The 24,684-nt window shown below is 68.5% G+C and carries 24 protein-coding genes and 2 tRNA genes; 7 read left to right on the top strand and 19 right to left on the bottom strand.

The annotated features are described in order from the left end of the window. Positions 1-11: 11 nt before the first annotated feature. The 7 genes from R8G01_05770 to ppdK all read right to left on the bottom strand — a co-directional run bounded on the left by R8G01_05770 (position 12) and on the right by ppdK (position 7,929). Positions 12-84: transfer RNA gene (locus R8G01_05770), tRNA-Ile, on the bottom strand. Positions 85-124: 40 nt separating this feature from the next. Next, positions 125-200 (bottom strand) — tRNA-Asn (locus R8G01_05775). 71 nt (positions 201-271) lie between these two features. After that, the gene (locus R8G01_05780; GenBank protein MDW3213483.1) at positions 272-1,033 is read right to left on the bottom strand and encodes a GGDEF domain-containing protein; all 762 of its coding nucleotides are present in this window, start codon (positions 1,031-1,033) and stop codon (positions 272-274) included. Between the two features lie 77 nt (positions 1,034-1,110). Further along, positions 1,111-2,355, bottom strand: a complete 1,245-nt coding sequence (gene rpoD / locus R8G01_05785; GenBank protein MDW3213484.1) for an RNA polymerase sigma factor RpoD — start codon at positions 2,353-2,355, stop codon at positions 1,111-1,113. Between the two features lie 4 nt (positions 2,356-2,359). After that, a complete protein-coding gene (gene dnaG, locus R8G01_05790; GenBank protein MDW3213485.1) occupies positions 2,360-4,117 on the bottom strand; it encodes a DNA primase in 1,758 nt (585 codons plus the stop codon). Positions 4,118-4,159: 42 nt separating this feature from the next. Next, entirely contained in the window at positions 4,160-5,194 is a 1,035-nt protein-coding gene (locus R8G01_05795; GenBank protein MDW3213486.1) for a TerC family protein, read from the bottom strand. A gap of 95 nt (positions 5,195-5,289) precedes the next feature. Next, positions 5,290-7,929, bottom strand: a complete 2,640-nt coding sequence (gene ppdK / locus R8G01_05800; protein ID MDW3213487.1) for a pyruvate, phosphate dikinase — start codon at positions 7,927-7,929, stop codon at positions 5,290-5,292. A 76-nt stretch (positions 7,930-8,005) separates the two neighbouring features. Between ppdK and R8G01_05805 the strand changes: the two genes are divergently transcribed. Next, positions 8,006-9,214, top strand: a complete 1,209-nt coding sequence (locus R8G01_05805; protein MDW3213488.1) for a M50 family metallopeptidase — start codon at positions 8,006-8,008, stop codon at positions 9,212-9,214. Between the two features lie 8 nt (positions 9,215-9,222). Here the strand turns inward: R8G01_05805 and R8G01_05810 are convergent, their stop codons facing one another. Continuing rightward, positions 9,223-9,870 (bottom strand): hypothetical protein, encoded by a 648-nt coding sequence (locus R8G01_05810; protein MDW3213489.1) that lies wholly within the window; start codon positions 9,868-9,870, stop codon positions 9,223-9,225. 33 nt (positions 9,871-9,903) lie between these two features. Here R8G01_05810 and R8G01_05815 point away from each other — a divergent pair, with 33 nt between their 5' ends. Then, entirely contained in the window at positions 9,904-10,479 is a 576-nt protein-coding gene (locus tag R8G01_05815; protein MDW3213490.1) for a hypothetical protein, read from the top strand. Between the two features lie 18 nt (positions 10,480-10,497). On the opposite strand, the gene trpE is transcribed toward R8G01_05815, so the two are convergent. From trpE to R8G01_05830, 3 genes are all read right to left on the bottom strand, one after another. After that, complete coding sequence (trpE, locus tag R8G01_05820; GenBank protein ID MDW3213491.1) at positions 10,498-12,024, bottom strand: anthranilate synthase component I; 1,527 nt, start codon at positions 12,022-12,024, stop codon at positions 10,498-10,500. A gap of 14 nt (positions 12,025-12,038) precedes the next feature. Beyond that, positions 12,039-12,413 (bottom strand): phosphoribosyl-AMP cyclohydrolase, encoded by a 375-nt coding sequence (hisI, locus tag R8G01_05825; protein MDW3213492.1) that lies wholly within the window; start codon positions 12,411-12,413, stop codon positions 12,039-12,041. Positions 12,414-12,491: 78 nt separating this feature from the next. Then, positions 12,492-12,818 (bottom strand): co-chaperone GroES, encoded by a 327-nt coding sequence (locus tag R8G01_05830; GenBank protein ID MDW3213493.1) that lies wholly within the window; start codon positions 12,816-12,818, stop codon positions 12,492-12,494. Positions 12,819-12,842: 24 nt separating this feature from the next. On the opposite strand from R8G01_05830, the gene R8G01_05835 reads away from it, so the two are divergent. From R8G01_05835 to R8G01_05845, 3 genes are all read left to right on the top strand, one after another. Then, positions 12,843-13,442, top strand: coding sequence for a hypothetical protein (locus tag R8G01_05835; protein MDW3213494.1), 600 nt, complete (start codon positions 12,843-12,845; stop codon positions 13,440-13,442). 135 nt (positions 13,443-13,577) lie between these two features. Then, the gene (locus tag R8G01_05840; GenBank protein ID MDW3213495.1) at positions 13,578-14,666 is read left to right on the top strand and encodes a ResA-like WAxxUGC motif-containing protein; all 1,089 of its coding nucleotides are present in this window, start codon (positions 13,578-13,580) and stop codon (positions 14,664-14,666) included. After that, positions 14,666-16,222, top strand: a complete 1,557-nt coding sequence (locus R8G01_05845; protein ID MDW3213496.1) for an AMP-binding protein — start codon at positions 14,666-14,668, stop codon at positions 16,220-16,222. The genes R8G01_05840 and R8G01_05845 overlap by 1 nt, the downstream gene beginning before the upstream one ends. A gap of 21 nt (positions 16,223-16,243) precedes the next feature. On the opposite strand, the gene R8G01_05850 is transcribed toward R8G01_05845, so the two are convergent. The 8 genes from R8G01_05850 to hisC all read right to left on the bottom strand — a co-directional run bounded on the left by R8G01_05850 (position 16,244) and on the right by hisC (position 23,231). After that, a complete protein-coding gene (locus tag R8G01_05850; protein MDW3213497.1) occupies positions 16,244-17,227 on the bottom strand; it encodes an aldo/keto reductase in 984 nt (327 codons plus the stop codon). Between the two features lie 32 nt (positions 17,228-17,259). Continuing rightward, positions 17,260-18,609, bottom strand: coding sequence for a GGDEF domain-containing protein (locus tag R8G01_05855; protein MDW3213498.1), 1,350 nt, complete (start codon positions 18,607-18,609; stop codon positions 17,260-17,262). Between the two features lie 5 nt (positions 18,610-18,614). Further along, on the bottom strand, positions 18,615-19,352 hold the full coding sequence (locus tag R8G01_05860; GenBank protein ID MDW3213499.1) for a crotonase/enoyl-CoA hydratase family protein: 738 nt from the start codon (positions 19,350-19,352) through the stop codon (positions 18,615-18,617). A gap of 82 nt (positions 19,353-19,434) precedes the next feature. Continuing rightward, positions 19,435-20,217 carry an imidazole glycerol phosphate synthase subunit HisF gene (hisF, locus tag R8G01_05865; protein MDW3213500.1) on the bottom strand — a complete coding sequence of 261 codons (783 nt, stop codon included), beginning with the start codon at positions 20,215-20,217 and terminating at the stop codon, positions 19,435-19,437. Continuing rightward, positions 20,217-20,936, bottom strand: a complete 720-nt coding sequence (locus R8G01_05870; protein ID MDW3213501.1) for a 1-(5-phosphoribosyl)-5-[(5-phosphoribosylamino)methylideneamino] imidazole-4-carboxamide isomerase — start codon at positions 20,934-20,936, stop codon at positions 20,217-20,219. Before R8G01_05870 ends, hisF begins: the two co-directional genes overlap by 1 nt. Positions 20,937-20,941: 5 nt before the next feature. Further along, the gene (gene hisH / locus R8G01_05875) at positions 20,942-21,589 is read right to left on the bottom strand and encodes an imidazole glycerol phosphate synthase subunit HisH (protein ID MDW3213502.1); all 648 of its coding nucleotides are present in this window, start codon (positions 21,587-21,589) and stop codon (positions 20,942-20,944) included. Continuing rightward, positions 21,586-22,179 (bottom strand): imidazoleglycerol-phosphate dehydratase HisB, encoded by a 594-nt coding sequence (hisB, locus tag R8G01_05880; GenBank protein ID MDW3213503.1) that lies wholly within the window; start codon positions 22,177-22,179, stop codon positions 21,586-21,588. The genes hisH and hisB overlap by 4 nt, the downstream gene beginning before the upstream one ends. Next, complete coding sequence (gene hisC / locus R8G01_05885) at positions 22,176-23,231, bottom strand: histidinol-phosphate transaminase (protein ID MDW3213504.1); 1,056 nt, start codon at positions 23,229-23,231, stop codon at positions 22,176-22,178. Before hisC ends, hisB begins: the two co-directional genes overlap by 4 nt. A gap of 49 nt (positions 23,232-23,280) precedes the next feature. Between hisC and R8G01_05890 the strand changes: the two genes are divergently transcribed. Continuing rightward, positions 23,281-23,499 (top strand): hypothetical protein, encoded by a 219-nt coding sequence (locus tag R8G01_05890; GenBank protein MDW3213505.1) that lies wholly within the window; start codon positions 23,281-23,283, stop codon positions 23,497-23,499. 285 nt (positions 23,500-23,784) lie between these two features. Beyond that, on the top strand, positions 23,785-24,675 hold the full coding sequence (mshD, locus tag R8G01_05895) for a mycothiol synthase (protein ID MDW3213506.1): 891 nt from the start codon (positions 23,785-23,787) through the stop codon (positions 24,673-24,675). The last annotated feature ends 9 nt before the right edge of the window (positions 24,676-24,684 follow it).

Below are 24,684 nucleotides of genomic sequence, written 5' to 3' on the forward strand. Positions count from 1 at the left end.
CGCTGACCTCGTGGGGCGGGTGGGGATCGAACCCACGACCCGGGGATTATGAGTCCCTTGCTCTGACCACTGAGCTACCGCCCCGAAAACGCACAACAGGGTCCCACATCGGGACCCTGCAGCGTGGCTCCGGGAGCAGGGCTCGAACCTGCGACAAATGGATTAACAGTCCACTGCTCTGCCAACTGAGCTATCCCGGATTGACGAGCGCATACCTTATCGGCTGGCCTCGGCCGATCGCACGCCGTTCGGCAACGTTGCGGCGACCCGGTCAGACCTCGACCGGGCCACTGCCGTCGACGCTCACGTGGTGGCGCGACCCGTCACGTTTGGCTCGGTACATCGCTCGGTCTGCGGCGGCGATGGCGTCGTCGAGCGCAACCGGCGAATCGGTCACGAGCGTGCCGACCGACGCTCCCACCCCATGCGCCTGATCCGTCGGCTCGCATGCCTCGACGATGCGATCGACCAGCGGCCCGGCGTCGTCGGGCCGACACAGCACGGCGATCGCGAACTCGTCGCCGCCGTACCGACCGACGATTCCGTCGGCGCCCGCTGCGACGACGAGCGATGCTGCGAGTCCCTGCAACAGGGCGTCGCCCACGGCGTGACCTTCCTCGTCGTTGACCGACTTGAAGCGGTCGACGTCGACCATGCACACCACGACCACCTCGTCGGTGCGGTCGTGCAGGAGCCGCTCGCCCATCTCATCGAATCCACTGCGGTTGAGCACGCCGGTCAGGCCGTCGTGGCGGGCCGCCCGGTGCAGCTGTGCCGAAGCCTCGTCGAGGGCGAGGAGCAGTCGCCCGAGCATGAGCGCCACCACCGGAGCCACGACGGACGGGACGACGACGGCGATCGGCAGCGCATACTGGAAGTCGATCCACTCGGCGCCCGTCAGGATCAGAACGACCGACGTGACCGCCAGCGACAGGGCGACCGAACCGATCGTGACCACCGAGACGAGGCCTCCGACGCCGCGCCGCTTCACCGCACCGAGCACGAGCTGCTCGACTCGGTTCAGCGTCGACAAGGGATCCACATCTTCCCATCGGTGCTCCTGACCCGGCGCTTGACCCGAGAACACGTGTCGGCCGAGGGCGAGCCCGGCTATTCGCTCTCGAGGAACTCTCGGAGACGTTGCGAGCGCTGCGGATGACGCAGTTTGGCGAGCGTTTTCGCCTCGATCTGACGGATGCGCTCACGGGTGACCCCGAACTCGCGTCCGACCTCCTCGAGCGTCTTCGCCTGCGCCCCGTCGAGCCCGAATCGCATGCGGACGATCTCCTGCTCGCGTTCGCTCAACTCGCCGAGCACCTGTTCGACCGCCTCGTGCAACATCGTGCGAGTCGCGGCATCGGCCGGACCGTCGACGTTGGCGTCCTCGATGAAGTCGCCGAGATTCGACTCGTCCTCTTCGCCGACCGGAGAGTCGAGCGACAGCGGATCGAGCGCATAGCGAAGCAGATCCCGGACCTTGTCGGGCTCCATCTGCAGCTTCGCGGCCAGCTCGTCGACCGTGGGTTCGCGTTCCATCTCCTGGTGCATCTGCCGACGCACCCGAGTGAGCCGGTTCATGTGCTCGACCATGTGCACCGGGATGCGGATCGTGCGCGCCTGATCGGCGATCGAGCGGGTGATCGCCTGGCGGATCCACCACGTGGCGTATGTGGAGAACTTGAACCCCTTGGTGTGGTCGAACTTGTCGACGGCGCGCATCAACCCGAGGTTGCCCTCCTGGATCAGGTCGAGCAGCTGCATGCCCCGACCGGAGTACCGCTTCGCGATGCTGACGACCAACCGGAGGTTGGCCTGGGTGAGCTCGCTCTTGGCCCGCTCGCCGCGCTGCACGGCACGCAGGAGCATGCGCTCGCTCGTGTCGTCGGTGACACCCTCGTCGATCTTCGTCGCGGCCGACTGACCCTCTTCGATCAGCTGGGCGAGGCGGCGCTCGTCCTCGGTGGTGAGCAGGTCGACCTGGCCGATCTCCCGGAGGTAGAGCCGCACCGTGTCGGAGGTGCCACCGTCACCCTTGGCCGTGCGCTTCTGGCCGCGACGCCGACGTCGACGGGTGAGCAATCGCTCGATGTCGTCGTCGTCGACGAGCACCTCGCGGGCGGCACCCCGCGGCGGCGTCGCATCGTCGTCGTGGACGGTGTCGTCGACGGTGATGCCGGCACCGGCCAACGACCCGTTGACGGCGTGCAGGGCGTCCCCGGTCAGCTCGACGTTGCGGAGCACGTGGGCGACCTGCTCGGCGTGGAGTTCACCGTCGGCGCGCCCGCGCATGACCAGTGCGTCCCACTCCGATCGATCGACCCCGTCCATGGGCGGGGGTACCGTCGACAACTTCACCGGGTCATCCCCCACCAGCGCGTGCCTCCATGCGTCCTTCCAGCCAACCTAGCAACCAGCCGGCTTCGTCGGGCCCCAGGGATCCGTCGCTCAGCGCCTCCATCCGCACCCGCGCCTCCGCGTCGTCGCGGATGCGGTCCGGGTCCGACGTCGGCGACCTGGTCCCGAGCTCGCGTCGGACCGCAGCCGAGATGAGGTTGCGGGCTTCGGAGGCCGGATCGACCTCGACGTCGACGACCGCGGCGCGCTCGAGCACGTCGCGTGCCTCCGGATCGGCCGCATCGAGTGCCGCATCGAGATTGCCGCCCGACTCGGCGATCGCGAGGAAGGCCCGCCGGTACACCTCGTCGATGAACAGCGCCTCGACGAGCCAGGTCGCGATCGCGTCCCAGTTCTGCACCAGGACGGCGATCGCGACGAACTCGGCGTTCTCCTTTCGCTCCTGACGCTGCTTGGGCCGGGCCACGTTGACCTGTGGGCGCCGGACTCCACGCTCGGCCACCGACACCAGGTCGTGCATCGGCATACCGAGCTGCGCCGCGACCTCCCCCGCGTACAGCTTGCGGATGTTGACGTTGGGATGCTCGTTGATGACGGCCAACGCCGCCTCGGCACGACGGGCGGTCGCTTCGGGCGACCGAGGCGCCTGACCGTCCATCACACGGCCCAGCCGGAACCCGAGGAACGGTTTCGCCGACTCGACCGAGGCGGCGAGGCCCGCGGGATCGTGCTGTGCGAGTTCACCCGGGTCCTTGCCGCCCGGGAACGCCGCGACGTACACCTCGACCTGGTACTTCTCCTCCCACTCGTAGAAGCGCTCCGCCGCGCCCTGGCCGGCGGCATCGGCGTCGAACGCCAACACGACCCGGCTCGCGTATCGCTTGAGGAGGCGAACGTGCTCCTCGGTGAACGCCGTCCCGCACGTCGCGACCGCACGTGGAAGACCTGCCTGATGGAACCCGATCACATCGGTGTACCCCTCGCACACGATCACCTGGTTGGCGTTGACGATGTCGCCCTTGGCCCAGTTGAGCCCGTAGAGCGTCTTCGACTTCGTGTAGATCGGTGTCTCCGAGCTGTTCTTGTACTTCGCCGGGTCGGACGAGCCGGGCAGGATCCGCCCGCCGAGCGCCACGGCATCGCCGTTCTCGGTGAAGATCGGGAACAGCACGCGCCCCCGGAACGCGTCTTGCAGCTTGTTCCGACGGTTCCGGAAGGCGAGCCCGTTGTCGTGCAGGAGCTTCGCCTCGATGCCGGATTCGCGCGAGAGCACGTCCCAGTCGTCGGGGGCCCAGCCGATCTTGAACTGGCGGGCGATGTCGCCGGACAGTCCGCGACTGCGCAGGTAGTCGCGCGCCGGACGGGCGTCGGCCGAGGTCAACAGTCGCTGGTGGTACCACTCGACCGCCTGGTTCATGGCGTCGATCAACCGTTTCCGGCGCGCTCGCTGCTGGTTCTGGCCCGGCGACGTCTCGGTGAGCTGGATACCGGCCCGATTGGCGAGGTATTCGACCGAACCGACGAAGTCGGTGTGCTCGACCTCCTGGACGAACGTGAACACGTCGCCCGACTTGTCACAGCCGAAGCATCGGTAGCGCCCCGTCTCTTCACGCACGTTGAACGACGGTGTGCGTTCGGCGTGGAACGGGCACAGGCCGACCCAGTTCCGACCGGTCCGTTTGAGCTGCACGTGTTGACCGACGACGTCGACGATGTTCACGGTCGAGCGGATCCGCTCGATGTCATCGTCCGCGATCGCCATGCGCCGAATCTAACCGGCGGCCGTCGGGGGACGCCCCTCGCGTCAGCGCTCCGAGAACGGTGGCGGGGGTTCGCTGTGCTCGAATGCGTGGCCGGCGAGGTCGGCTTCGGCCAGCGAACGCTCGACCTTCAGCGAGAACCCGATCGACGAGGTGAGCACGATGGTGATCACCACCAGCGAGAGCCACGTCGGGATGTGGTACCAGTCGGCGATGATCATCTTCACGCCCACGAACGCCAAGATGATCGCCAGGCCCTGCTGGAGGAACGTGAACCGGTTGTGCATGTCGGCCAGCAGGAAGTACAGGGCGCGCAACCCGAGGATCGCGAAGGCATTCGAGGCGAACACGATGAACTGCTCACGGCTGACGGCGAGCACCGCCGGCACGGAGTCGACCGCGAACACGACGTCGGTGACCTCGACCAGCAGGAGCACGGAGAACAGCGGCGTGGCGAGCCGATGGCCGCTCTTGCGCGTGAACAGCTTCTGTCCGTCGAGTTCGTCGGTCGTGGGGACGACCCGGTTGACGAGCTTCAGGAACTTGCTCTCACCGGGGTCGACGTGGTCGTTGTCGGTGAAGATCAGCTTGCCGGCCGTGTAGAGCAGGAATCCGCCGAAGATGTAGAGCACCCACGAGAACCGTTCGATGACGGCGATACCGGCGAAGATGAACACGGCCCGCATCACGAGCGCTCCGAAGATGCCCCAGAACAGCACACGGTGCTGGTATTTCTGCGGGACGCGGAAGTATCCCATGATCAAGGCCCAGACGAAGACGTTGTCGATGCTCAGGCTCTTCTCGATGAGGTAGCCGGAGACGTATTCGCCCGTGGCGGCACCGCCGAACCACCACCAGACCACCAGCGAGAAGGCGAGGCCGCAGCCGATCCAGATCGCCGACTCGACGGCGGCTTCCTTCGTCTTGACCTCGTGCGCTTCCTTGTGGACGACGAGCAGGTCGATGAGCAACATCACCGTGATGATCGCCAACAGCACGATCCAGTGCCACGGCTCGACGTCGAGCACCGCGAAGTTCTCCCGGCCGCCGGTGTCGGCGGCGATCAACGAGTGGATCATCGGGTATCGCGAGCTCGAGGCAGCATGCGCTGAACGCTACCCAGGTTTTTGCGTTCCAATCCTCCGGGGCAGCGCCGCACCGAGACCCACGTCGGTCAGTCCATCGACAGCACGGCCTGCGCCGCGGCGAGGCGTGCGACCGGCACCCGGAACGGCGAGCAGCTGACGTAGTCGACGCCCGCTCGGGCGAACACACCGATCGAGTCGGGATCGCCGCCGTGTTCCCCGCAGACGCCGATCTTGAGGTCGGGTCGGGTCGTCCGACCGCGCTCGACGCCGAGTCGAACGAGCTCTCCGACGCCGTCGGCGTCGACGGAGTCGAACGGGTTCCGGCGCAGCAGCCCCTGCAGCAAGTACGCCGGCATCAACCGGGACTCGACGTCGTCGCGGCTGAACCCGAACGTGAGCTGCGTGAGGTCGTTCGTGCCGAAGCTGAAGAAATCGGCCGCCTCGGCCATCTCGGCGGCCCGCAGCGCCGCCCTCGGGGTCTCGATCATCGTGCCGATCGTGACACGTGCGTTGGCGGGCACGTCGGACTTGTCGAGTTCGGCCCGCACCCAACCGCGGGCCAACTCCAGCTCGGGCCGGCTGACCGTGAGCGGGATCATGATCTCGACGATCGGCGTCTTGCCGGCCGCTCGCAGCGCGGCGACGGCGTCGAGCAGCGCCCGGACCTGCATCGCATACAGTCCGGGCTTGATCACCGCGAGCCGGACACCACGGGTACCGAGCATCGGGTTGTGCTCACTCCAGTGTTCGGCCGCCTCGAGCAACTGCCGATCCTGCTTCGACAACTTGCCCTTGCCGGCCTGCTTGACCCGGAGCTCCTCGGTCGATGGCAGGAACTCGTGCAACGGCGGGTCGAGCAGGCGCACGGTGACCGGCAGTCCGTCCATTTCCGTCAGGATCGTCTCGAAGTCCGCCTGCTGGGCCGCACGAAGCCGCTCGAACGCCTTCGCCTCCTGCCGTTCGTTCGACGCGAGGATCATCGACCTGACGATCGGGAGTCGGTCGGGCGCCAAGAACATGTGCTCGGTGCGACACAGACCGATCCCTTCGGCGCCGAGCTCCCGCGCGGTCGCCGCATCGGCGGCGGTGTCGGCGTTGGCCCTGACCCCGAGTCTGCCCTTGCGGATGCGGTCGGCCCAGGCGAGCACGGTCGTGAACTCCGGCGGCGGTTCGGCCGGTGCCAACGCGAGCTGACCGAGTGCGACGTCGCCGCTGTCGCCGTCGATCGACAGCCAGTCGCCCTCGGCGACCATCGTGGTGCCGACCCGGAAACCGGCGCCGTCGATGTCGATCGCCTCGGCGCCGACGACCGCCGGCGTGCCCCATCCCCGCGCGACCACTGCAGCGTGGCTGACCAACCCGCCTCGAGCGGTGAGGATGCCGTTCGCGGCCATCATCCCGGCGATGTCGTCCGGTGTGGTCTCCTGGCGGACCAGGATGACGTCTTCGCCGCGCTCTCGGGCATCGACGGCATCTTGAGCCGTGAAGTAGGCGCGCCCGACGGCCGCGCCGGGCGATGCACCGACGCCGGACGTCACCGCGGCGCCCTTGTCGCGGAACTGCGGATGCAGCACGGCTTCGAGGTGGTCTTCGGTGATGCGACCGACCGCTTCGGCGCGGGTGATCTTCCACCGGCCGCCCTTCCCGTCTCGGGTTCCCTTGGTCATGTCGACCGCCATCTTGAGCGCGGCGGCACCGGTACGTTTGCCGACGCGGGTCTGCAGCATCCAGAGCTTGCCCTGCTCGATCGTGAACTCGGTGTCGCACATGTCGCGGTAGTGCGCCTCGAGCGTCACGAAGATGCCGAGCAGCTCCCGATGGATCTCCGGGAACTTCCGGCGCATGTCGTCGAGACTCTCGGTGTTCCGGATACCAGCGACGACGTCTTCGCCCTGGGCGTTGACGAGGAAGTCGCCGTACGCCCGGTTCTCACCGGTCGCCGCGTTCCGGGTGAACCCGACGCCGGTCCCCGATCCGTCGTCACGGTTGCCGAACACCATGGCCTGCACGTTGACCGCCGTGCCGAGGTCGTCGGCGAGGTGCTCGCGACGCCGGTACGCGACCGCCCTGGCGCCGTTCCAGCTCGAGAACACCGCTTCCACGGCACCCCGGAGCTGATCGCGGGGGCTCTGCGGGAACGGGGACCCCGTCGCCCGCTCGACGAGCTTCAAATAGCGTTTGCAGAGCGCCTCGAGCGCGCCGACATCGAGCTCGGCATCGAGCATCACCCCCGCCCGGTTCTTCGCCGCCTGCAGCAGCGATTCGAACTCCTCGCCTTCGACGCCGAGCACGACCTTGGCGTACATCATGATGAACCGGCGGTAGGAGTCGTAGGCGAATCGGGGATTGCCCGTCGCGTCGGCGAGGCCGCCGACGCTGACGTCGTTGAGACCGAGGTTCAACACCGTGTCCATCATCCCCGGCATCGAGAACTTGGCGCCCGACCGCACGCTGACGAGCAGCGGGTCGTAGGGATCGCCCAGCTTGCGCCCCATCGCCTTCTCCAGCCGGAAGACGTGGCGGGCGATCTCCTCGTCGAGCCGCTCTGGCCACCCACCGGCGAGGTACTCGCGGCACGCATCGGTCGACACCGTGAAGCCGGGCGGGACCGGCAACTTCAGCACCGAGGTCATCTCGGCGAGGTTCGCCCCCTTGCCGCCGAGGAGGCCTTTGAGGCTCATCGGCGGCTTGCGGTGGCGGTGGTCGAACGCGTAGACGAACGTCATGATTATAATATTAGTCGCTGGCCCCTCCCCGATTCCAGAGGCCAACGTCCCTTCGTTCCGGTCGTAGGCTCGTTGCATGTTCCGGCTCCTCGGGTTCGACGTCCACGTCCGATCCGGGTTCATCCTGTTCACCGCCCTGATCGTGTTCCTCTATCGCGACGCGTTCGGGGTCTGGCTCGCCGGAGCGATCGCGGTGCTCACCCTGCTCCACGAGCTCGGACACGCGGTCGCTGCCCGCCGCGCCGGCTGCCAGGCGGAGATCTCGCTCGATTTCCTTGCCGGCTACACCTCGTTTCGACCGACCGCCGAGCTCTCGCGCAGGCAGCGGGCGCTGATCTCGGTGGCGGGTCCGTTCACGCAGATCGCGATCAGCCTGGTCGTCCTGGTCGCCATGGGGGTCGACCCGACGTCACTCGACAGCGTGCGCCAGTCCGACGCCGCGGCGGCGATCTGGTGGGCGGGTCCGGCGATCGGTGCTCTCAACTTGATCCCGGTGCTGCCGCTCGACGGCGGACACCTCGCCCAGACCGGGCTCGAGGTCTTCGTCGGCAAACGGGCGATGCGTGTGATGGCGATCGCCAGCGTCGTCATCACCGCCGGTGCCGCTGTCCTGATGTACGCATCGGGTCGGACCGGGTTCGTGATCTTCATCGCCTTCCTCCTGTTCAACCAGATCCAGATCGTCCAGGCGACGTCCGGCAAGCCCGGCAGCAGCGTCGACCGGTCGGTCGACGTCGAGACGGCGGCCTGGGAGACCGGGCGCCCCGGCGTGCTCGAACCCGGCCAGCGGCTGTCGCCCTGGTTCGAGGCCCATCGAGCCGTCCTCCAGGGCGACCCGGGTGGAGCGATGGGCGTGGTGCTCGCCGATCTCCGCTCGGCCAAGCAGGGTCGGTGGATCCCTCCCGTCGCCGCCACGCGGGAGCAGCTGTCGGCGGTGGTCGAGACACTCCCCCACGATCTGCCGTCCGCCGGCAACGAGTACAGCGCCCGGGTGCTCTCCGAGATCCTGCTCGCCGTCGGCCGGGCCCAACAGGCGGGCGACTACGCGGCCGCCACGTTCTCGTCGCACCGATCATCGATGTTGGCCACGGTGGTGGCGAGGGCAGCGGCCCAACTCGGCGACGACGGCAATGCGCTGCGCTGGCTCGGCGCCGCCGCCGAGACCGCGATCACCGAAACCGACGGCCATCGCCGCCTCCTCGCGCGCACGATGGACGTCTCGCCGGAGTTCGAACGGCTGCGGTCGGACGGCGCCTACGTCACGCTCCGCGGCGAACTCGTCTGAGCCGGCGCTCAGAACTGGACGACGGTACCCAGCTCGCTGGAACGCTTGACCCAGCCGATCGCCTGCGTGCCGACGACGCTCGTCAACACGCCGACCTCGACGCCGTCGTCGACGACCGGGTCACCGGCCTCGGCACCGGGTTCGACCGACAACCTGCGGAGCGAGCGTGGCGCCTCGGCCGCCCGGCTGTCCATCCGCTCCACGAGCTCCTGGCCGGGATAGCAACCCTTGGTGAAGTTGACGGCGATGCTCGTCAGACCCGTACCGCCCGGGATCGTCTCGCCGGGAACGATCTCGGCGCCGAGCCGGGGCCACCCGAGCGCGACCCGCTCCGCCTCGTCGGCGGTCTCACCGATCGCCGGGCCCATCGACGTCTCCGCTGCGACCCGGATCTTGAAGCGGTTGATCCGGGTGAGCAAAGCGTCGCCGAACCCTTCGTCGGTGTCGAGTTCGAACCGCTCGTCGGACACCTTGGTCACGCGCGCGAACCCGTCGACCTTGCCGGTGGGCTCGAGCACGAACGTCCAGCGCCGGTCGCCGATCGCCATGCCGTCGAGATCCTGTGAGACCTGCGACTGCAGGTAGGTCTGCGCGTCGGGTCCTTCGACGACGACCACGTCGCGAACTCCGAGCACTCGTTCGAGGTTCAGTTCCATCCGACCAGTCTGGCGTGACACACTCGGGTTTCGATGGCTGAGATCGATGACCTCGTACGACGCACGGTCGACACCGTGAAGATGATCGCCGACAAGGCGACCGCGTTCGCGACCAGACTGCTCCTCGGTGCCGCCGTCGTGTGCATCGGCGGGTTCCTGCTCGGTGTCGCCGCCCTGTCGGGAGGCATCGAGCAGGTCTGGATCGTGCTCGGACTCGTGTTCGGTGCGATCGCGATCGGCAGTGCGCTGATCGCCCGGTGGCGGGTCGGTTCGGTCCGTCGCCACGTCCCCGAACTGGCGAACGAGGTGCGCACCCTGATCTCCGAGGGCCGACACGGGACCCGCACGGTGATCGACACGTTCGTCGTCGACGCCGACGGCGAGGGCGACGGCGAGCGCGACGGCTTCGACCGGGGGTCGGCGATCATGATGTCGCGTCAGATGTACGGCTTCAAGAGCGTGGTCGGATCGGGTCTCGACAGCTCGGCCCGCCTGACCGCTGCCGTGACGGCGCTCACCAGCTTTCCGGGCCTCGTGTTCGGAGCGATCGCGATCAGCCTCGTGTTCGGCTTCCTGGGTGCGATCTTCCTGATCGCCCTCGCGCTCTGACGCCGGGCGTTCCCGAGCTCAGGCGCTGGTTCCGGCAGCTCGACGAGCGGCCGTCATCCGACGCGCGGCCGGGATGGCCGCCAGCAGACCGGCGGCCTTGTTGCGACACTCGAGGTCTTCGTCGTCGGGCACGCTGTCGGCGACGATGCCCGCGCCGGCCTGCAGGCTCGCGATCTTGCCGTCGGGCCGGATGAACATGGTGCGGATGGCGATCGCCGTATCGAGGTTGCCCGACCAGTCGACGTAGCCGACGACGCCCGCGTACGGGCCCCGCTTCACGGGTTCGAGTTCGTCGATGATCTCCATCGCCCGCACCTTGGGCGCTCCGCTGACGGTGCCGGCGGGCAGCGTGGCGCGCAGCACGTCGATCGGGCCGAGTTCGTCGCGCAGGTCGCCCGACACCTGCGACGTGAGGTGCATCACGTGGCTGTACTTCTCGAGCGTCATGAGCTCGTCGGGGTGCACGGTGCCGAATTTGGCGACTCGACCCACGTCGTTGCGGGCGAGGTCGACCAGCATCACGTGCTCGGCGCGCTCCTTGGGGTGTTCGATCAGCTCCGCGGCGAGTCGGCGGTCGTGTTCGTCGGTCGCACCCCGCTTGCGGGTGCCTGCGATCGGCCGCGACACGACCTTGCGGTCGAGGAGCTGCACCATCGGCTCGGGCGACGACCCGACGATCGTGATCTCGGGGTTCCGCAGGAAGTACATGTAGGGGCTCGGGTTGACCTGGCGGAGCACCCGGTACACGTCGAACGGGTCGGCGTCGAGTTCGATGTCGTAGCGTTGCGCCAGCACCACCTGGAAGATGTCGCCGTCGAGGATGTACTCCTTCGCCACCTCGACCGCCCGCTGGTACATGCCGTTCGGCATCGACGACTGCAGGTCGGGCAGCACGTCGTCCTTCGTGGGGGGCTCGACGGGCAGGTACGGCAGCGGCTGGGCGAGCCGGTCGACGCCCATGTGGACCCGCGCCGAGGCAGCGTCGTAGGCGTCGTCGAGTTGCCGATCGGTGAGCCCGTGCGTCGGCACGCTCTCGATCATGTAGATCCGCTGCTTCCAGTGGTCGAACGCCGCCAGCGACCCGATCACGCTCATGATCGCGTCGGGCAGGCCGTGATCGTCGTTCGGCACGTCCGGGAGGTGTTCGACCTCACGGATCACGTCGTACCCGAGGTACCCCATGATCCCGCCGTGCATCGGGGGCAACTCGTCGAACGCAGGGCTGGTGTAGGTCTCGAGCAGCGCCTCGATCGCAGCGAGCATCCCCTGATCGGTGGGGATGCCGGTCGGCAGGTCACCGGTGACCTCGAGGACGCCGTCGCGCAGGAGCAACGTGGCCGACGGATTGCGACCGACGAACGAGAAGCGGCTCCAACGCTCACCGTGCTCGACCGATTCGAGCAGGAATCCCGGTTCGTCACCGACCAGCTTCGCGAATGCCGCGACCGGCGTCTCGAGGTCGCCGAGCACCTCGGTCCACACCGGGACGATGTTGTGCTCGGCGGCCAGCGCCCGGAACTCGGCGCGTGACGGTTGGATCTTCACGTGACGGCGGCCGGTCAGACGGCGACGACGTCGTCGGTGCCGAACGCACGGAAGAAGCACGAGCGCTCGCCGGTGTGGCAGGCTCCCGCACCCTCCTGCTCGACGACGAACAGCAGTGCATCGGCGTCACAGTCGAAGTAGGCCTCGCGCACGAACTGGCGATCGCCGCTCGTGTCGCCCTTGCGCCACAGCTCCTGGCGGCTCCGCGACCAGTAGACCATGCGCCCCTCGTCGAACGTTCGACGGAGCGATTCGGCGTTCATCCAAGCCATCATCAGGATCTCGCGGGTCTCATGGTCCTGCGTGATGGCAGGGATCAATCCGTCGAGGTTGTAGGTGAGCGATTCGATCTGCTCGGGCGTGACGTCGATGCGAACTCCGGTCGGCATGCCGCCAGCCTACGAGCCACGTCGCCGCACACCCCAACGGGTTGCGGGCAGCAGGTCGAACCCGTCGCCCCGGATCGATCAGAGGTACAGGCCGGTGGAGGCTTCGATCCGTTTGGCGGCGACGGCGTGGAGGTCGCGCTCGCGGAGCATGATGTAGTCGTCGCCACCGACTTCGACCTCGTAGCGATCGTCCGGGCTGAACAGCACGTTGTCGCCGATCTCCGCGCTCCGGACGTTGGGCCCGAGTGCCACGACCTCCGCCCACACCAGCCGCTTGGACATCTGAGCCGTGGCCGGGATCAGGATCCCGCCACCGGTCTTGCGCTCGCCGTCCTCCTTGCTCAACTTCACCAGGAGGCGGTCGTTGAGCATCTTGATCGGAAGTTTCTGATCGACGTCGGACACGATGGCGAGGGTACCGTCGACCCGGTGGAGTCCGTACTGCTCACGACGTCCGACGGGCACCAGCTTCCGGCCGATCTGACAGTCCCGGCCGACGGCCCGATCTACGGAGCGCCCGGCGTGGCCGTGTGCCACCCTCACCCCCGCTACGGCGGCGACCGGTTCAACCCGATCGTCGACGCGGTGTATCGGCGCCTCCCGGCGGCCGGTCTCGCGACGTTGCGGTTCGACTTCCGCCGGCAGTTCGACGGCGGGATCGGCGAGCAGAACGACGTGATCGCCGCGATCGACGAACTCGATCGACGGACCGGCGGGGACGGCCACGTCGTCGTCGGCTACTCGTTCGGCGCCGTCGTGGCGCTCACGACGACCGACGAACGCATTCGCGGCGTCGTCGCCATCGCTCCCCCGCTGACCGAGATGCCGACGATCGCGCCGCCGTCGGTGCCCGTGTTGGTGCTGACGCCGCAGCACGATCAGTTCACCCCGCCCGACGCTGCCCGCGGGGCCGTCGAGGGCTGGCCCTCGGTCGAGGTCCGGACCGTCGAGTCGGCCGACCACTTCCTGCTCGGCCGCGCCGCCGCGGTCGCGGACTCCGTTGCCGACTGGCTCGTCGCCCGGCGATAGTTTGGCCGGAGGGGCCGGCCCGGCCGGTCGCCCGACACGAGGGGATCGCACCATGGGGAACCATCCGCAACCAGACCGCCCCGGCGATCCCGACGAGGCGATCGGCCTCGCCGGACACGGATCGAAGGTCCGTTGATGCTGCTCACCGAGCTCACGGTCGACCGCGACACCTTCGAGGCCGGCACGGGATGGCGACTGCAGCCCGAGGGGGCGTGCCGAGGCGACGTCTGCATCCCGCTCCGCGACCCGACCGGCGACACGGTCGATGTCGCGACGGTGGCCGACCGGATGGGCCTGCCGCTCGTCCGCGACGACGAACACGGCATGTGGGCGCTCGGCCCATGGCCCGGAACCGGCCGTGCCCTGGTCGACGCGCAAGCGCCCGATCTCGTCCTCCCACAGCTCGACGGTCGCGACTTCCGGCTCTCGTCACTGCGGGGCCAGAAGGTGCTGATCCTGTCGTGGGCACCGTATTGAGGCTGCTCCCGCGACCTGCCCGTGTGGCAGGAACTGCGAGCCGAACTCCATCCGCTCGGACTCGAGATCGTGACCGTGGGCCTCGACACCGTCGGGGCCGAAGCCTGCCGCCCGTTCATCGAGGCGGCGAATCCGCAGCACCCGTCGCTGATCGACCAGCACCATCTGATGGCCGAACTGTTCGGTGTCGTCAACATCCCGAACAGCGTCTGGATCGACGAGGACGGCACGATCGTCCGGCCGGCCGAGGCAGCTCCACCGCCTCGACGCGAGGAGCGACCGGCACCGGCCGGTGAGATCCCCGGTCGATTCGGCGCGATCATGGGCGAGGCCTCGAAGATCCGGACCGACTCCGCGGCGTACCACGCTGCCCTTCGAGACTGGGTCGAGCGGGGTGCCGACAGCGAGTACGCGCTGTCCCCCGACGAGGTGGTCGCCCGGTCGCAGCCGCGCGACGCCGACTCGGCGCGAGGCACCGCACACTTCGAACTCGCCACCCATTTCGAGACCAACGGGATGCACCAGGCCGCGATTCGCCACTTCCGCGAAGCGCACCGGCTCGTCCCCGACAACTTCTCCTACAAGCGCCAGGCGTGGTCGATGGAACCCGGGGCCGACGGTGCGCTCGCCCGCTTCTGGCAGGGACCCTCCGACGACGATCCGAGCGCCTGGCCGTACGAGGGCGACTGGCTCACCGACGTGCGCGAGTTCGGCGCCGAGAACTACTACCCGGAGTTCCGGCCCTGATGCCGCTGCGTACCAGACTCCAGGCGGGCGGTGCACTCGCCAAGATGATGCTCACGCCGTTCGAGCGCCCCGACCGGCTGCCGCGGTCGCTCAGGGCGATGGCGCCGTGGGGTTCGTCGATGGCCGGTCTCGTGGCCGGAGCGGCCGCTCGATACCCCGACCGGATCGGCATCGTCGATGAGACCTCGTCGACCACCTATCGCGAGCTCTGGCGCCGATCGCAGGCGATCGCGGCCGAACTCCGGTCGCTCGGCATCGAGCACGGATCCCGCGTCGGGTTGCTGGCCCGCAACCGGCTCGGATTCGTCGAGGCGATGACGGCGGTCGATGCACTCGGGGCCGATCTGGTGCTGCTCAACACCGGTTTCGCCGGCCCGCAGTTGGCCGACGTGGTCGAGTCGGAGGGCATCGAGGCGATCGTCCACGACGACGAGTTCACCGATGCCGTCGCGAGCTGCGGTGCACGGCTCACGATCGACGAGAACGCGCTGGAGGACATGACCCGATCGGGAACGGTCGCACCGCCCGAGCACGCCGGCCGAGTGATCATCCTGACCTCCGGGACCACCGGCCGCCCCAAAGGAGCAGCCCGAAGCAACGACGAGGGAGATCTCGAAGCCGTCGCCGCCGTCATCGAACGGATCCCGCTGCGGCTCGGTGACACGCAGGTCGTGGCGGCGCCGATGTTCCACTCGTGGGGGCTGAGCCACCTGCTGCTCGGGCTCGCCCGCAGTGCCACGAACGTCGTCGCCCGCCGCTTCGATCCCGAGCGAACGCTCGCCGCCGTCGCCGCTCATCGGGCCCGCGTGCTGGTCGTGGTGCCGGTGATGATGTCACGCATCCTCGACCTCGACCCCGCTGTGCTGCGCCGCCACGCCACACCGGATCTCCGCGTCATCGCGTCGAGCGGCTCGGCCATCGGGAGCGGCCTCGTAACGCGCATCACCGACCACTTCGGTCCGGTGCTCTACAACCTGTACGGCTCGACCGAGGTGGCCGTCGCCACGATCGCGACGCCGGACGACCTGAGCATCGATCCCGGCACGGCCGGGCGGGTCGTGCTCGGCAGCCGTGTCGAGATCCTCGATGTCGACGGTGCGCCGCTCCCGGACGGCGAGGTCGGGCGGATCTTCGTCGGCAGCGCGATGCCGTTCGGTGGCTACACCAACGGCGGCGACAAGGAACGGGTTCGCGGCCTGCTCTCGTCCGGCGACATGGGCCGCTTCCACGACGGACTGCTGTTCGTCGAAGGCCGCGACGACGACATGATCGTGTCGGGCGGAGAAAACGTCTTCCCGGCCGAGGTCGAAGAACTCCTCCGAGCCCATCCGGCCATCGCCGATGCGGCCGTCATCGGCGCCGACGACGACGAGTTCGGGCAGGCACTCGCCGCCTTCGTCGTCACGGAACCCGACGCCGAGCTCACGGCGAGCCAGGTCCGCGACCATGTCAGGGGCCACCTCGCCCGTCACAAGGTGCCGCGCACCGTCGCGTTCATCGACGAACTGCCACGCAACGCGACGGGCAAGCTGCTCCGCCGCGAACTCGACGTGTGAGGCGTCAGCCCGCGCCGGGCGTCAGCCGATGGCGGCGACCATCTCCTCCGCGATCTCGTCGGTCAGCGCCGGGATCACGTCGAGTGCTTCCATGTTCTCGACGACCTGGCTCGGGCGGCTCGCACCGGTGATCACGGACGACACCATCGGGTGCTTGGTGCACCACGCCAAGGCGAGCTGCGCCATCGAACAGTCGAGCCGATCGGCGATCGGGCGCAACCGCTCGATGCGAGCGAGCGCCTCCTCGTCGCTCATCCGGTCGCCGAGCCAGCCGTAGCCGTCGAGCGAGGCGCGCGAGTCGGCGGGGATGCCGTCTTGGTACTTGCCGGTCAGCAGCCCCGACGCGAGCGGGCTCCAGATCGTGTTGCCGTAGCCGGTCTCGGCGTGCAGGCGTGCGTACTCGCGCTCGACCTTGTCGCGCTCGAGCAGGTTGTACTGACTCTGCTCGGTCACCGGCTTGTGGAGATGGTGCCGCTCGGCGATGTCGATGGCGTGGCGGATCTCGTCGGCGTTCCACTCGCTGGTGCCCCAGTAGTTGGCCTGCCCGTTCGACACCATCTCGCTCATCGTCCAGACGGTCTCCTCCATCGGCGTGTCGGGGTCGGCACGGTGGCAGTAGACGACGTCGACGTAGTCGAGGCCGAACCGCTCGAGCGAGGCCTCCATCGCCTGACGGAGGTACTTGCGATTGAGGGTGTTGCGCATGTTCGGGTCGTCGTCGTGGATGCCCCAGTAGAGCTTGGTGGTGACGACGTAGGACCAGCGCGGCCATGCGAGTTCACGCAGGACCTCGCCCATGATCGTCTCGCTGCGCCCGGCGGCGTACGCCTCGGCGTTGTCGAAGAAGTTGCAGCCGGCATCGTGCGCTGCCTGCATGCACTCGAGCGCCAGGTCGTTGTCGAGTTGGGTGTCGAAGGTGACCCAACTGCCGAATCCGAGCACGCTCACCTTCATGCCCGTGTTGCCGAGCCGTCGGTATTCCATCTTGTCGTTGGGAATCGCCATGTCCCCGACGATAGCGATGCGACCGGGTGAAGCTACGGCGTGCCGCCGTTCATCACGAGTCGGGCGCGGCCCTCTCGCTTGGCGTGCAGCATCGCGCCGTCGGCCACGTCGATCAGGTCGTTCGAGGAAGCGAGCCGACCGCCGGTCGTCGGCGCCACGCCGACACTGATCGTGACCTGGTCGGGGCCACCCGGGATGTCGAGTGGCGCGGAGACGGCGTCGATCATGCGCTCACCGATCAGCCGGGCCTCGGCGTCGTCGACACCGGACAGCACGACCACGAACTCGTCACCCCCGAAGCGGGCGACGATCGAGTCGGCTCGACACGCACCTTCGAGGCGACGGCCGATCTCGGACAGCACGAGGTCGCCGATGCCGTGGCCGTATCGGTCGTTGACCGACTTGAACTCGTCGACGTCGATGTACAGCAACGAGATCGCGAGCTCGGACCGGCTCTCCATGGCCGCGAACAACCCGGCACGGTTGGACAGCCCGGTCAGCGAGTCGCGGGTGGCGGCGATGGTCAGGCGTTCACGTTCGCTCCACCGGGTCATGATCAGCTCGGTCGCATCGGCGAGCCGCCGGAAGAGTGCACGAACGTTCGTCATGACGACGTCGACCGGATAGTCGTCGGGCACGCGACCCATCACCACGAACGCTCCCAGCACGTCGGCGCCGGTTCGGACGGCCGTGACCGACGCCCGACGCCATCCTCGATCGCTCATCGCTTCGACGATCCGCCGCGGCAGCCGTCGATCTGCGATCGGTATCGTGTCGCCGCCCGCGAGTCCGGTCCACGGCGCCCACCCTTCGTCGACGTGACAGTCGCGGATGAGTTCGGCCATCGGCTGGTCGTCGGCGCGCGCCGAGGTGACATCGACAGCGGTCGGGTCGGACAGGTCCACGAAGAAGGCCCGGGTCGTGTAGTGGAGGTTGTCGACCGTCACCTCGTCGGCGAGCAACTGCTTGATGCGATCGTGCGGTTCGCCCGCCATCTCCGCGTCGAGCGAGCGGGCGTGCGAGGTCTGCAGTTCGAGCGGCATCAACACGACGACCCAGTCCCACGTGCCGACACCGGTCGGCACACCGGATGCGATGACGTCGACGGGATGCTGCCCACCGTCGGCGCCCATGATCTCGACCCGGAACGGGACCGGCAGCGAGGCCGTCTGGGCGGACTCACCACCGCTCTCGATGAAGTACAGCGCGAGTTCCTCGTGCGCCGAGGGGGTGACGTACTCGAAGACGTTGCGTCCGACGAAGGTCGCCGGGTCGTGGCCGAAGAATCCGCCGAATCCGCCTGATGACTGCAGGACCTCACCCACGCCCGAAACGGTCAACACCACGGGCCGCAGCATGCTGAGCACTTCGTCGGCGTTCATCCCACTCAGTTTCGGCCGGGTGGGGTGTCGACTTGAGCAGCTCGGGAAGCTGCGGCCCGGTCGGCGGCGATCTGCGTCTCCATCCGGGCGAGCAGTTCACCGCGGACCTTGGCGACGGTACCCCGATACGACGCAGGATCGAGGGTCTCGGCCAGCTCGGTCGCGATCGCCACGGCGCGGTCGAGGACCTGGTCGGCGGGAACGACCTCGTCGAGGAATCCGACGTCGACGGCATCGTGGGCGCCCGTCAGCCGAGCGTTCGCCGTCGCCCGATGGACGTGGCGCTTGCTGAGTCGTTCGAGTGCGATCGTCAGCGCCCAATCCGGCAGCACCATCTTGATCGCGACCTCGTTGAGGCCGATCTTGCACGGCACGTCGGCACCCACACGAACGTCACAGCCGAGCAGCGTGAGCGCACCACCTGCGACCGCGCTGCCGGTGCAGGCAGCGACGACCGGCACATTGCTCCCCCAGAGATGGCGCACCATCTCGCCGCCGGCGGAGACCAGACCGATGATCTGCTCGAAGTCGCCACCGAACATGACACCGAGGTCGAACCCACCGGAGAAGCGCCCCTCGCGCCCGTGGACGACGACGGCGCCGACGGTCTCGTCGTGCTCGGCCTCGGACACCGCTGCCCGGATCGCGGCGACGAGCTCGAACGAGAGCGCGTTCGCCTTGCCGTCGTCGAGATGGAGCACGGTGACCGGCCCCCGGCGTTCGATCGTCAGCGCGTCGCTCATACTTTGAACGTACTCATCGGTAACATCCTGCGTCGAACCGACCCCTCCGCGCACGGCGTCCCGACGGGCGATCTCGGCTCCATCACGTCGCAGTCGCCGGTGGACGCACGGTGACACCCGCGGCGGCCATGACGGACTTGGCCTCCGCGACCGTGTGCTCGCGGAAGTGGAAGATCGACGCCGCGAGCACGGCGTCGGCACCACCCTCGACGACGCCGTCGACGAGGTGCTCGAGCGTGCCGACGCCCCCGCTCGCGATCACGGGAACGTTGACCGAGTCGGCGATCGCCCGGGTGAGCACGTTGTCGAACCCTTCTCGGGTGCCATCGCGGTCCATCGACGTCAGCAGGATCTCGCCGGCACCGAGTCCGACGGCCTCGACTGCCCACTCCTCGGCGTCGATGCCCGTCGCGGTGCGCCCGCCGTGGAGGTAGACCTCGAAACCGTCGCCGACCTCGTCACTGCGGCGCTTCGCATCGATCGCCACCACGACGCACTGCGATCCGAACTCGGCCGCGATCTCGCCGATCAGTTCGGGCCGCTGCACGGCCGCCGTGTTGACACTGACCTTGTCGGCGCCGGCGCGGAGCATACGTCGGGCGTCTTCGAGCGAGCGGATGCCGCCACCGACGGTGAACGGGATGTAGACCTGCTCCGCCACGCGGAACACCATGTCGACGGTGGTCTCGCGATCGTCGGACGACGCCGTGATGTCGAGGAACACCAGCTCATCGGCACCCTCCGCGTCGTAGCGAGCCGCCAGCTCGACCGGATCGCCGGCGTCGCGGAGGTCGACGAAGTTGGTGCCCTTGACGACGCGACCACCGGTCACGTCGAGGCACGGAATGACCCGGGCGACCTGCATCAGCGCACCTCCAGGGCTCGAACCGCCGCGGCGACGGTGAACCGACCCTCGTACACGGCCTTGCCGGTGATGATCCCGCCGAGTCCGGGGATCGCGGCGAGGGCGATCACGTCGTCGAGCGACGACACGCCGCCGCTGGCGATCACGGGGGTCGACGTGGCGGACACCGCTTCGGCGAGCCCATCGAGGTCGGGGCCGGTGAGCATGCCGTCGCGGCTGATGTCGGTGATGACGAATGCCGCCGCGGTCGGGAACCGGCCGAGCGCGTCGGCCAACTGCACGCCGCTCCCCTCGGTCCACCCGTCGGTCGCGAGCTCCCCCGCGCGGTGATCAAGGCCGACGGCGACGTCGACGACCTCGCTGACCTCGGCGACGAGGTCGGGGTTCCGCACGGCCGCCGAGCCCATCACGACCCGGTCGACGCCGGCGTCGGCGAGGCGCCGGGCATCGTCGAGTGAGCGGACACCGCCGCCGTTCTGGAGCCGGGCCCGGCCGTGGAGCGCCGACGCCACCCGTTCGACGATGGCACGGTTGACCGGGTCGCCGGAGCGGGCGGCATCGAGATCGACGACGTGCACCCACGGAGCCCCGGCGTCGGCGAACGACGTGGCCACGGCGACCGGGTCGTCGCCGTAGATCGTCTCGGCGTCGTAGTCGCCCTGGCTGAGCCGGACGACCCGGCCCGCCCGCAGGTCGATCGCCGGGTACAGGTCGCACATGGTCGTCACGACGCCACCTGCGAACGAGCCGCGGCACAGACCTGCACGAAGTTGTCGAGCAGCTGCAGACCCGTCGGCCCGGACTTCTCCGGGTGGAACTGGGTCGCGAAGACGTTGCCGAGCCGGAACGCCGCGTTGAGCGTCTCGCCGTATTCGCAGGTCGCGGCGACGACCGCCGGGTCGTCGGGAACCCCGTGCAACGAGTGCACGAAGTAGACCCATGGATCGTCGCCGACATCGGCGAGCATCGGGTCGTCGGGCAGGCGGACCGCGAGCCGGTTCCACTGCATCTGCGGGATCTTGACGCCGGGGGGAATCCAGCGCACGGTGCCGGGGATGACGCCGAGCCCGCTGACGGTGTCGTCTTCTTCGCTGCCGTCGAAGAGCATCTGCATGCCGACGCAGATGCCGAGGAACGGCCGGCCGGAGGCGACCGCGTCGAGCGCCGGCTGGTCGAGTCCGACCGCGCGAAGCGTGCGCATGCACGCGCCGAATGCTCCGACGCCGGGCAGCACGACACCGTCGGCGTCGGCGACGAGCCCCGGGTCGACCGTGAGACGAGCGTCGGCGCCCATCTTCTCGAGCGCCTTCCGGGCCGAGTGCAGGTTGCCGATGCCGTAGTCGAGCACGGCCACGAGCGGGCGTTCGCTCACAGCACACCCTTCGTCGACGGAACCCCACCGGCGCTCTCGACGCGCACGGCATCGCGCAGCGAACGGGCGAGCCCCTTGAACGTGGCCTCGATGATGTGGTGCACGTTGCGCCCGCGCACGAGTTCGACGTGCAGCGTCATCGCGGCCGCGTTCGCGAACGACGCGATCGCGTGTTCGGCGAGCTGCGGATCGAACGGCGGGTTGCCCAGCGGCAGGACCTCGGGCATCGGCACGATCCACTCGACGTGGGCACGCCCGGACAGATCGAGCGCGATGTCGACGAGCGCCTCGTCGAGCGGGAACCTCCCGCTCGCGAACCGCCGGATGCCCGCCTTGTCGCCCAGCGCCTCCCGGAACGCCTCACCGAGCGCGATCGCCACGTCTTCGACCGTGTGGTGGGTGTCGATGTGCAGGTCGCCGTCGGCCTTGACGACGAGATCGAACCCGCCGTGGCGTCCGAGCTGGTCGAGCATGTGGTCGTAGAACGGGATGCCGGTCGACACGTCGGTCTGCCCGGTCCCGTCGAGATCGATCGAGATCTCGATCTTCGTTTCCTTGGTCGAACGGTCTCGTTGTGCTGTGCGGCTCATGCCACGACCTCTCTCAGTGCGTTCAGGAAGGCGTCGTTCTCGCCGGGGTTGCCGACGGTGACGCGGAGTCGATCGGCGAGGCGCGGCCAGCCGGAGCAGTCGCGCACGAGCACGCTCCGATCGAGCAGGCCCTGCCAGACGTCGCGGCCGGATCGGGTCGTCGGCCGGAACAGGATGAAGTTGGCGCCGCTCGGTGTCACCTCGATCGGCATGCCGGCCATCTCGGCCGACAGTCGTTCGCGTTCGGCGACGATCGACCTGACGCGGTCGTCCATCTCGTCGACGAATCGCAACGCGAGCCGACCGGCGATCTGCTTGGCGGTGTCGAGGTGATAGGGCAGGACGACCTTGTCGAGTTCGGTGATGAACCACGTCGGACCGATCACGTAGCCGAGCCGGACACCGGCCATGCTCCACGTCTTGGAGAAGGTGCGCGTGACGACGAGCGGGCGGTCGTCCTGCACGAGCGACAGCGCCGACCAGTCGGCGAACTGGGCGTACGCCTCGTCGGCGACGACCAGCCCGTTCGACAGTCGGAGCAACTCGCGGATGTGCTCCTCGGGCTCGACCAGACCGGTCGGGTTGTTGGGCGACGTGAGGAACGTGACGTGCGGGTCGTGCTCGGCCACCACCCGCTGCATCTCGGCCGGGTCGAGGGTGAAGTCGTCCTGTCGTTCGCCCTCGACCACCGTGGATCCGACCACGCGGGCGATCTGGCCGTGCATCTGATACGTCGGCTCGAAGGTCGCGACCGTCCGACCGGCACCCGCATAGGTCAGCAGGATCGTCTGCAGCACCTCGTTCGACCCGTTGGCGGCGAACACCATGTCGGGCGACACGCCGTGGAGGGAGGCGATCGCCTCGCGCAGTTCCCACGCGGCCCGATCCGGATAGCGATGCCACTCGACGCGGGACAGCTCCGCGGCGAACGCATCACGCCAGGCATCGGGCGGAGGGACGGCCGATTCGTTCGTGTTGAGCCGGACCGCCACGTCGACTTGGGGTGAGTGGTACCCATCGAGCGTACGCAAGTCGTCACGGACCGGAATCACACGGGCAGGCTAGCGAGCGGTTCCGAAACCGACGGAATAGGTTGGCCTCGTGACTCGCTCCACCGGCCCCAGTCCGACATCCGCCGCCGCCGAATTGCACGTCATCGCCGACACGGTCGAGCGGCAGCGTGAACGTGTTGCCGCGATCGCCGAGCCGTACCTCGGCACCGAGCGCGAAGACGTGATCGCCACCGTGCACGAGGCCGAACGGCAACTGCTGATCGCGACACGTTCGCTACGGCGAGCGATCAAGACCCTCGAACGCTGACCCGCCACCCGATCGGGTGTTATCGGCCCGAAAACGGGGATGGCCCTCCGGCGAACCGGAGGGCCATCGAACCCTGAGCGGATCAGGTGGCGGAACCCGATCTCGCTACGACCAGGTGGCGGGAACCTGGTTGCCGACATTCTGACGCCGCAAAGATCACACTGCAAGCATTGCCGTCCCGAATCGGCGGCACTTCACACAACTCTGACCGAGTTGACGGGACCGTCCGGCGAGAACACTGTTCCGGCCGAGGTCACCTCGGCCGAGCGATACCCTTCGACGCCCATGCGTGTGGTGACCGTGCTGCGACAACTCGACCGAGATCAGAGCGACCAGCTGGTCGGCTTCGTGGAGCGCGTGACCGAGGCAACGGGCAGCCGACCGCTGTCCGACCATCTCTGGCTCGACCTGCGCGCCGGCGGTTCCGACGGCTTCGTCGCCGTCACGGTCGCCGACGAGAGCGGCCTGGTGGCGATGGCGCAGATCTCGGCCGCCAACGACTCGTCGTCGCTCGAGACCTTCGCGGTGCCCGGCCTGGGCGATGCCAGAGCGGTGCTCGACGACGCCGCGGAGACCGCGCTCGACGCGCTGACGCGCCACGGAGGCGGCCGGGTGTTCTGGTGGGTCGACGATCCGACCGACGCCGATCGTGCCTTCGCCGACGCCCACTCGTTCGAGCCGGTCCGTGGGCTCCACGAGATGCGGCGACCGCTCCCGCTCGACCAGCACGCCACGGTCACCACCCGTGACTTCGTCCCCGGCGTCGATGACGACGCCTGGCTCGCCGTCAACAATCGGGCCTTCGCCGACCACGGCGAACAGGGGGGCTGGGATACCGACGACCTCCGGCTCCGCCTGGCCGAGCCGTGGTTCGACCCCGCCGGGTTCCGGGTCCACGAGATCGACGGACGCATCGCCGCGTTCTGCTGGACCAAGCTGCACGACGAACTCGATCCGGTGATCGGCGAGATCTACGTGATCGCGGTCGACCCCGACTTCCACGGTCGGGGTCTCGGCAAACAGCTCACGCTCGCCGGTCTCGACTCGATCGCCGCTCGCGGCATCGCCGAGGCCAACCTGTACGTCGATGCCGACAACGTCGCCGCGGTCGGCCTGTACGAACGGCTCGGTTTCACCATCCATCGCAGCCGCCAGGCCTACGCTGGCACGTTCTGAACGAGGAGA

This window comes from Ilumatobacteraceae bacterium (genome assembly GCA_033344875.1).
GTDB lineage: Bacteria > Actinomycetota > Acidimicrobiia > Acidimicrobiales > Ilumatobacteraceae > Ilumatobacter.

Coding starts and splice junctions, on each gene's coding strand:
- R8G01_05795 (MDW3213486.1), bottom strand. CDS start 5,194: ATGATCCACTCGTTGATCGCCGCCGACACCGGCGGCCGGGAGAACTTC.
- R8G01_05850 (MDW3213497.1), bottom strand. CDS start 17,227: ATGGCGATTCCCAACGACAAGATGGAATACCGACGGCTCGGCAACACG.
- R8G01_05860 (MDW3213499.1), bottom strand. CDS start 19,352: ATGAGCGACGCGCTGACGATCGAACGCCGGGGGCCGGTCACCGTGCTC.
- mshD (MDW3213506.1), top strand. CDS start 23,785: ATGCGTGTGGTGACCGTGCTGCGACAACTCGACCGAGATCAGAGCGAC.
- R8G01_05870 (MDW3213501.1), bottom strand. CDS start 20,936: ATGTGCGACCTGTACCCGGCGATCGACCTGCGGGCGGGCCGGGTCGTC.
- R8G01_05810 (MDW3213489.1), bottom strand. CDS start 9,870: ATGGAACTGAACCTCGAACGAGTGCTCGGAGTTCGCGACGTGGTCGTC.
- R8G01_05815 (MDW3213490.1), top strand. CDS start 9,904: ATGGCTGAGATCGATGACCTCGTACGACGCACGGTCGACACCGTGAAG.
- dnaG (MDW3213485.1), bottom strand. CDS start 4,117: ATGGCGATCGCGGACGATGACATCGAGCGGATCCGCTCGACCGTGAAC.
- R8G01_05845 (MDW3213496.1), top strand. CDS start 14,666: ATGCCGCTGCGTACCAGACTCCAGGCGGGCGGTGCACTCGCCAAGATG.
- hisF (MDW3213500.1), bottom strand. CDS start 20,217: ATGCAGGTCGCCCGGGTCATTCCGTGCCTCGACGTGACCGGTGGTCGC.
- ppdK (MDW3213487.1), bottom strand. CDS start 7,929: ATGACGTTCGTCTACGCGTTCGACCACCGCCACCGCAAGCCGCCGATG.
- hisI (MDW3213492.1), bottom strand. CDS start 12,413: ATGCCGACCGGAGTTCGCATCGACGTCACGCCCGAGCAGATCGAATCG.
- R8G01_05805 (MDW3213488.1), top strand. CDS start 8,006: ATGTTCCGGCTCCTCGGGTTCGACGTCCACGTCCGATCCGGGTTCATC.
- hisB (MDW3213503.1), bottom strand. CDS start 22,179: ATGAGCCGCACAGCACAACGAGACCGTTCGACCAAGGAAACGAAGATC.
- R8G01_05855 (MDW3213498.1), bottom strand. CDS start 18,609: ATGAACGCCGACGAAGTGCTCAGCATGCTGCGGCCCGTGGTGTTGACC.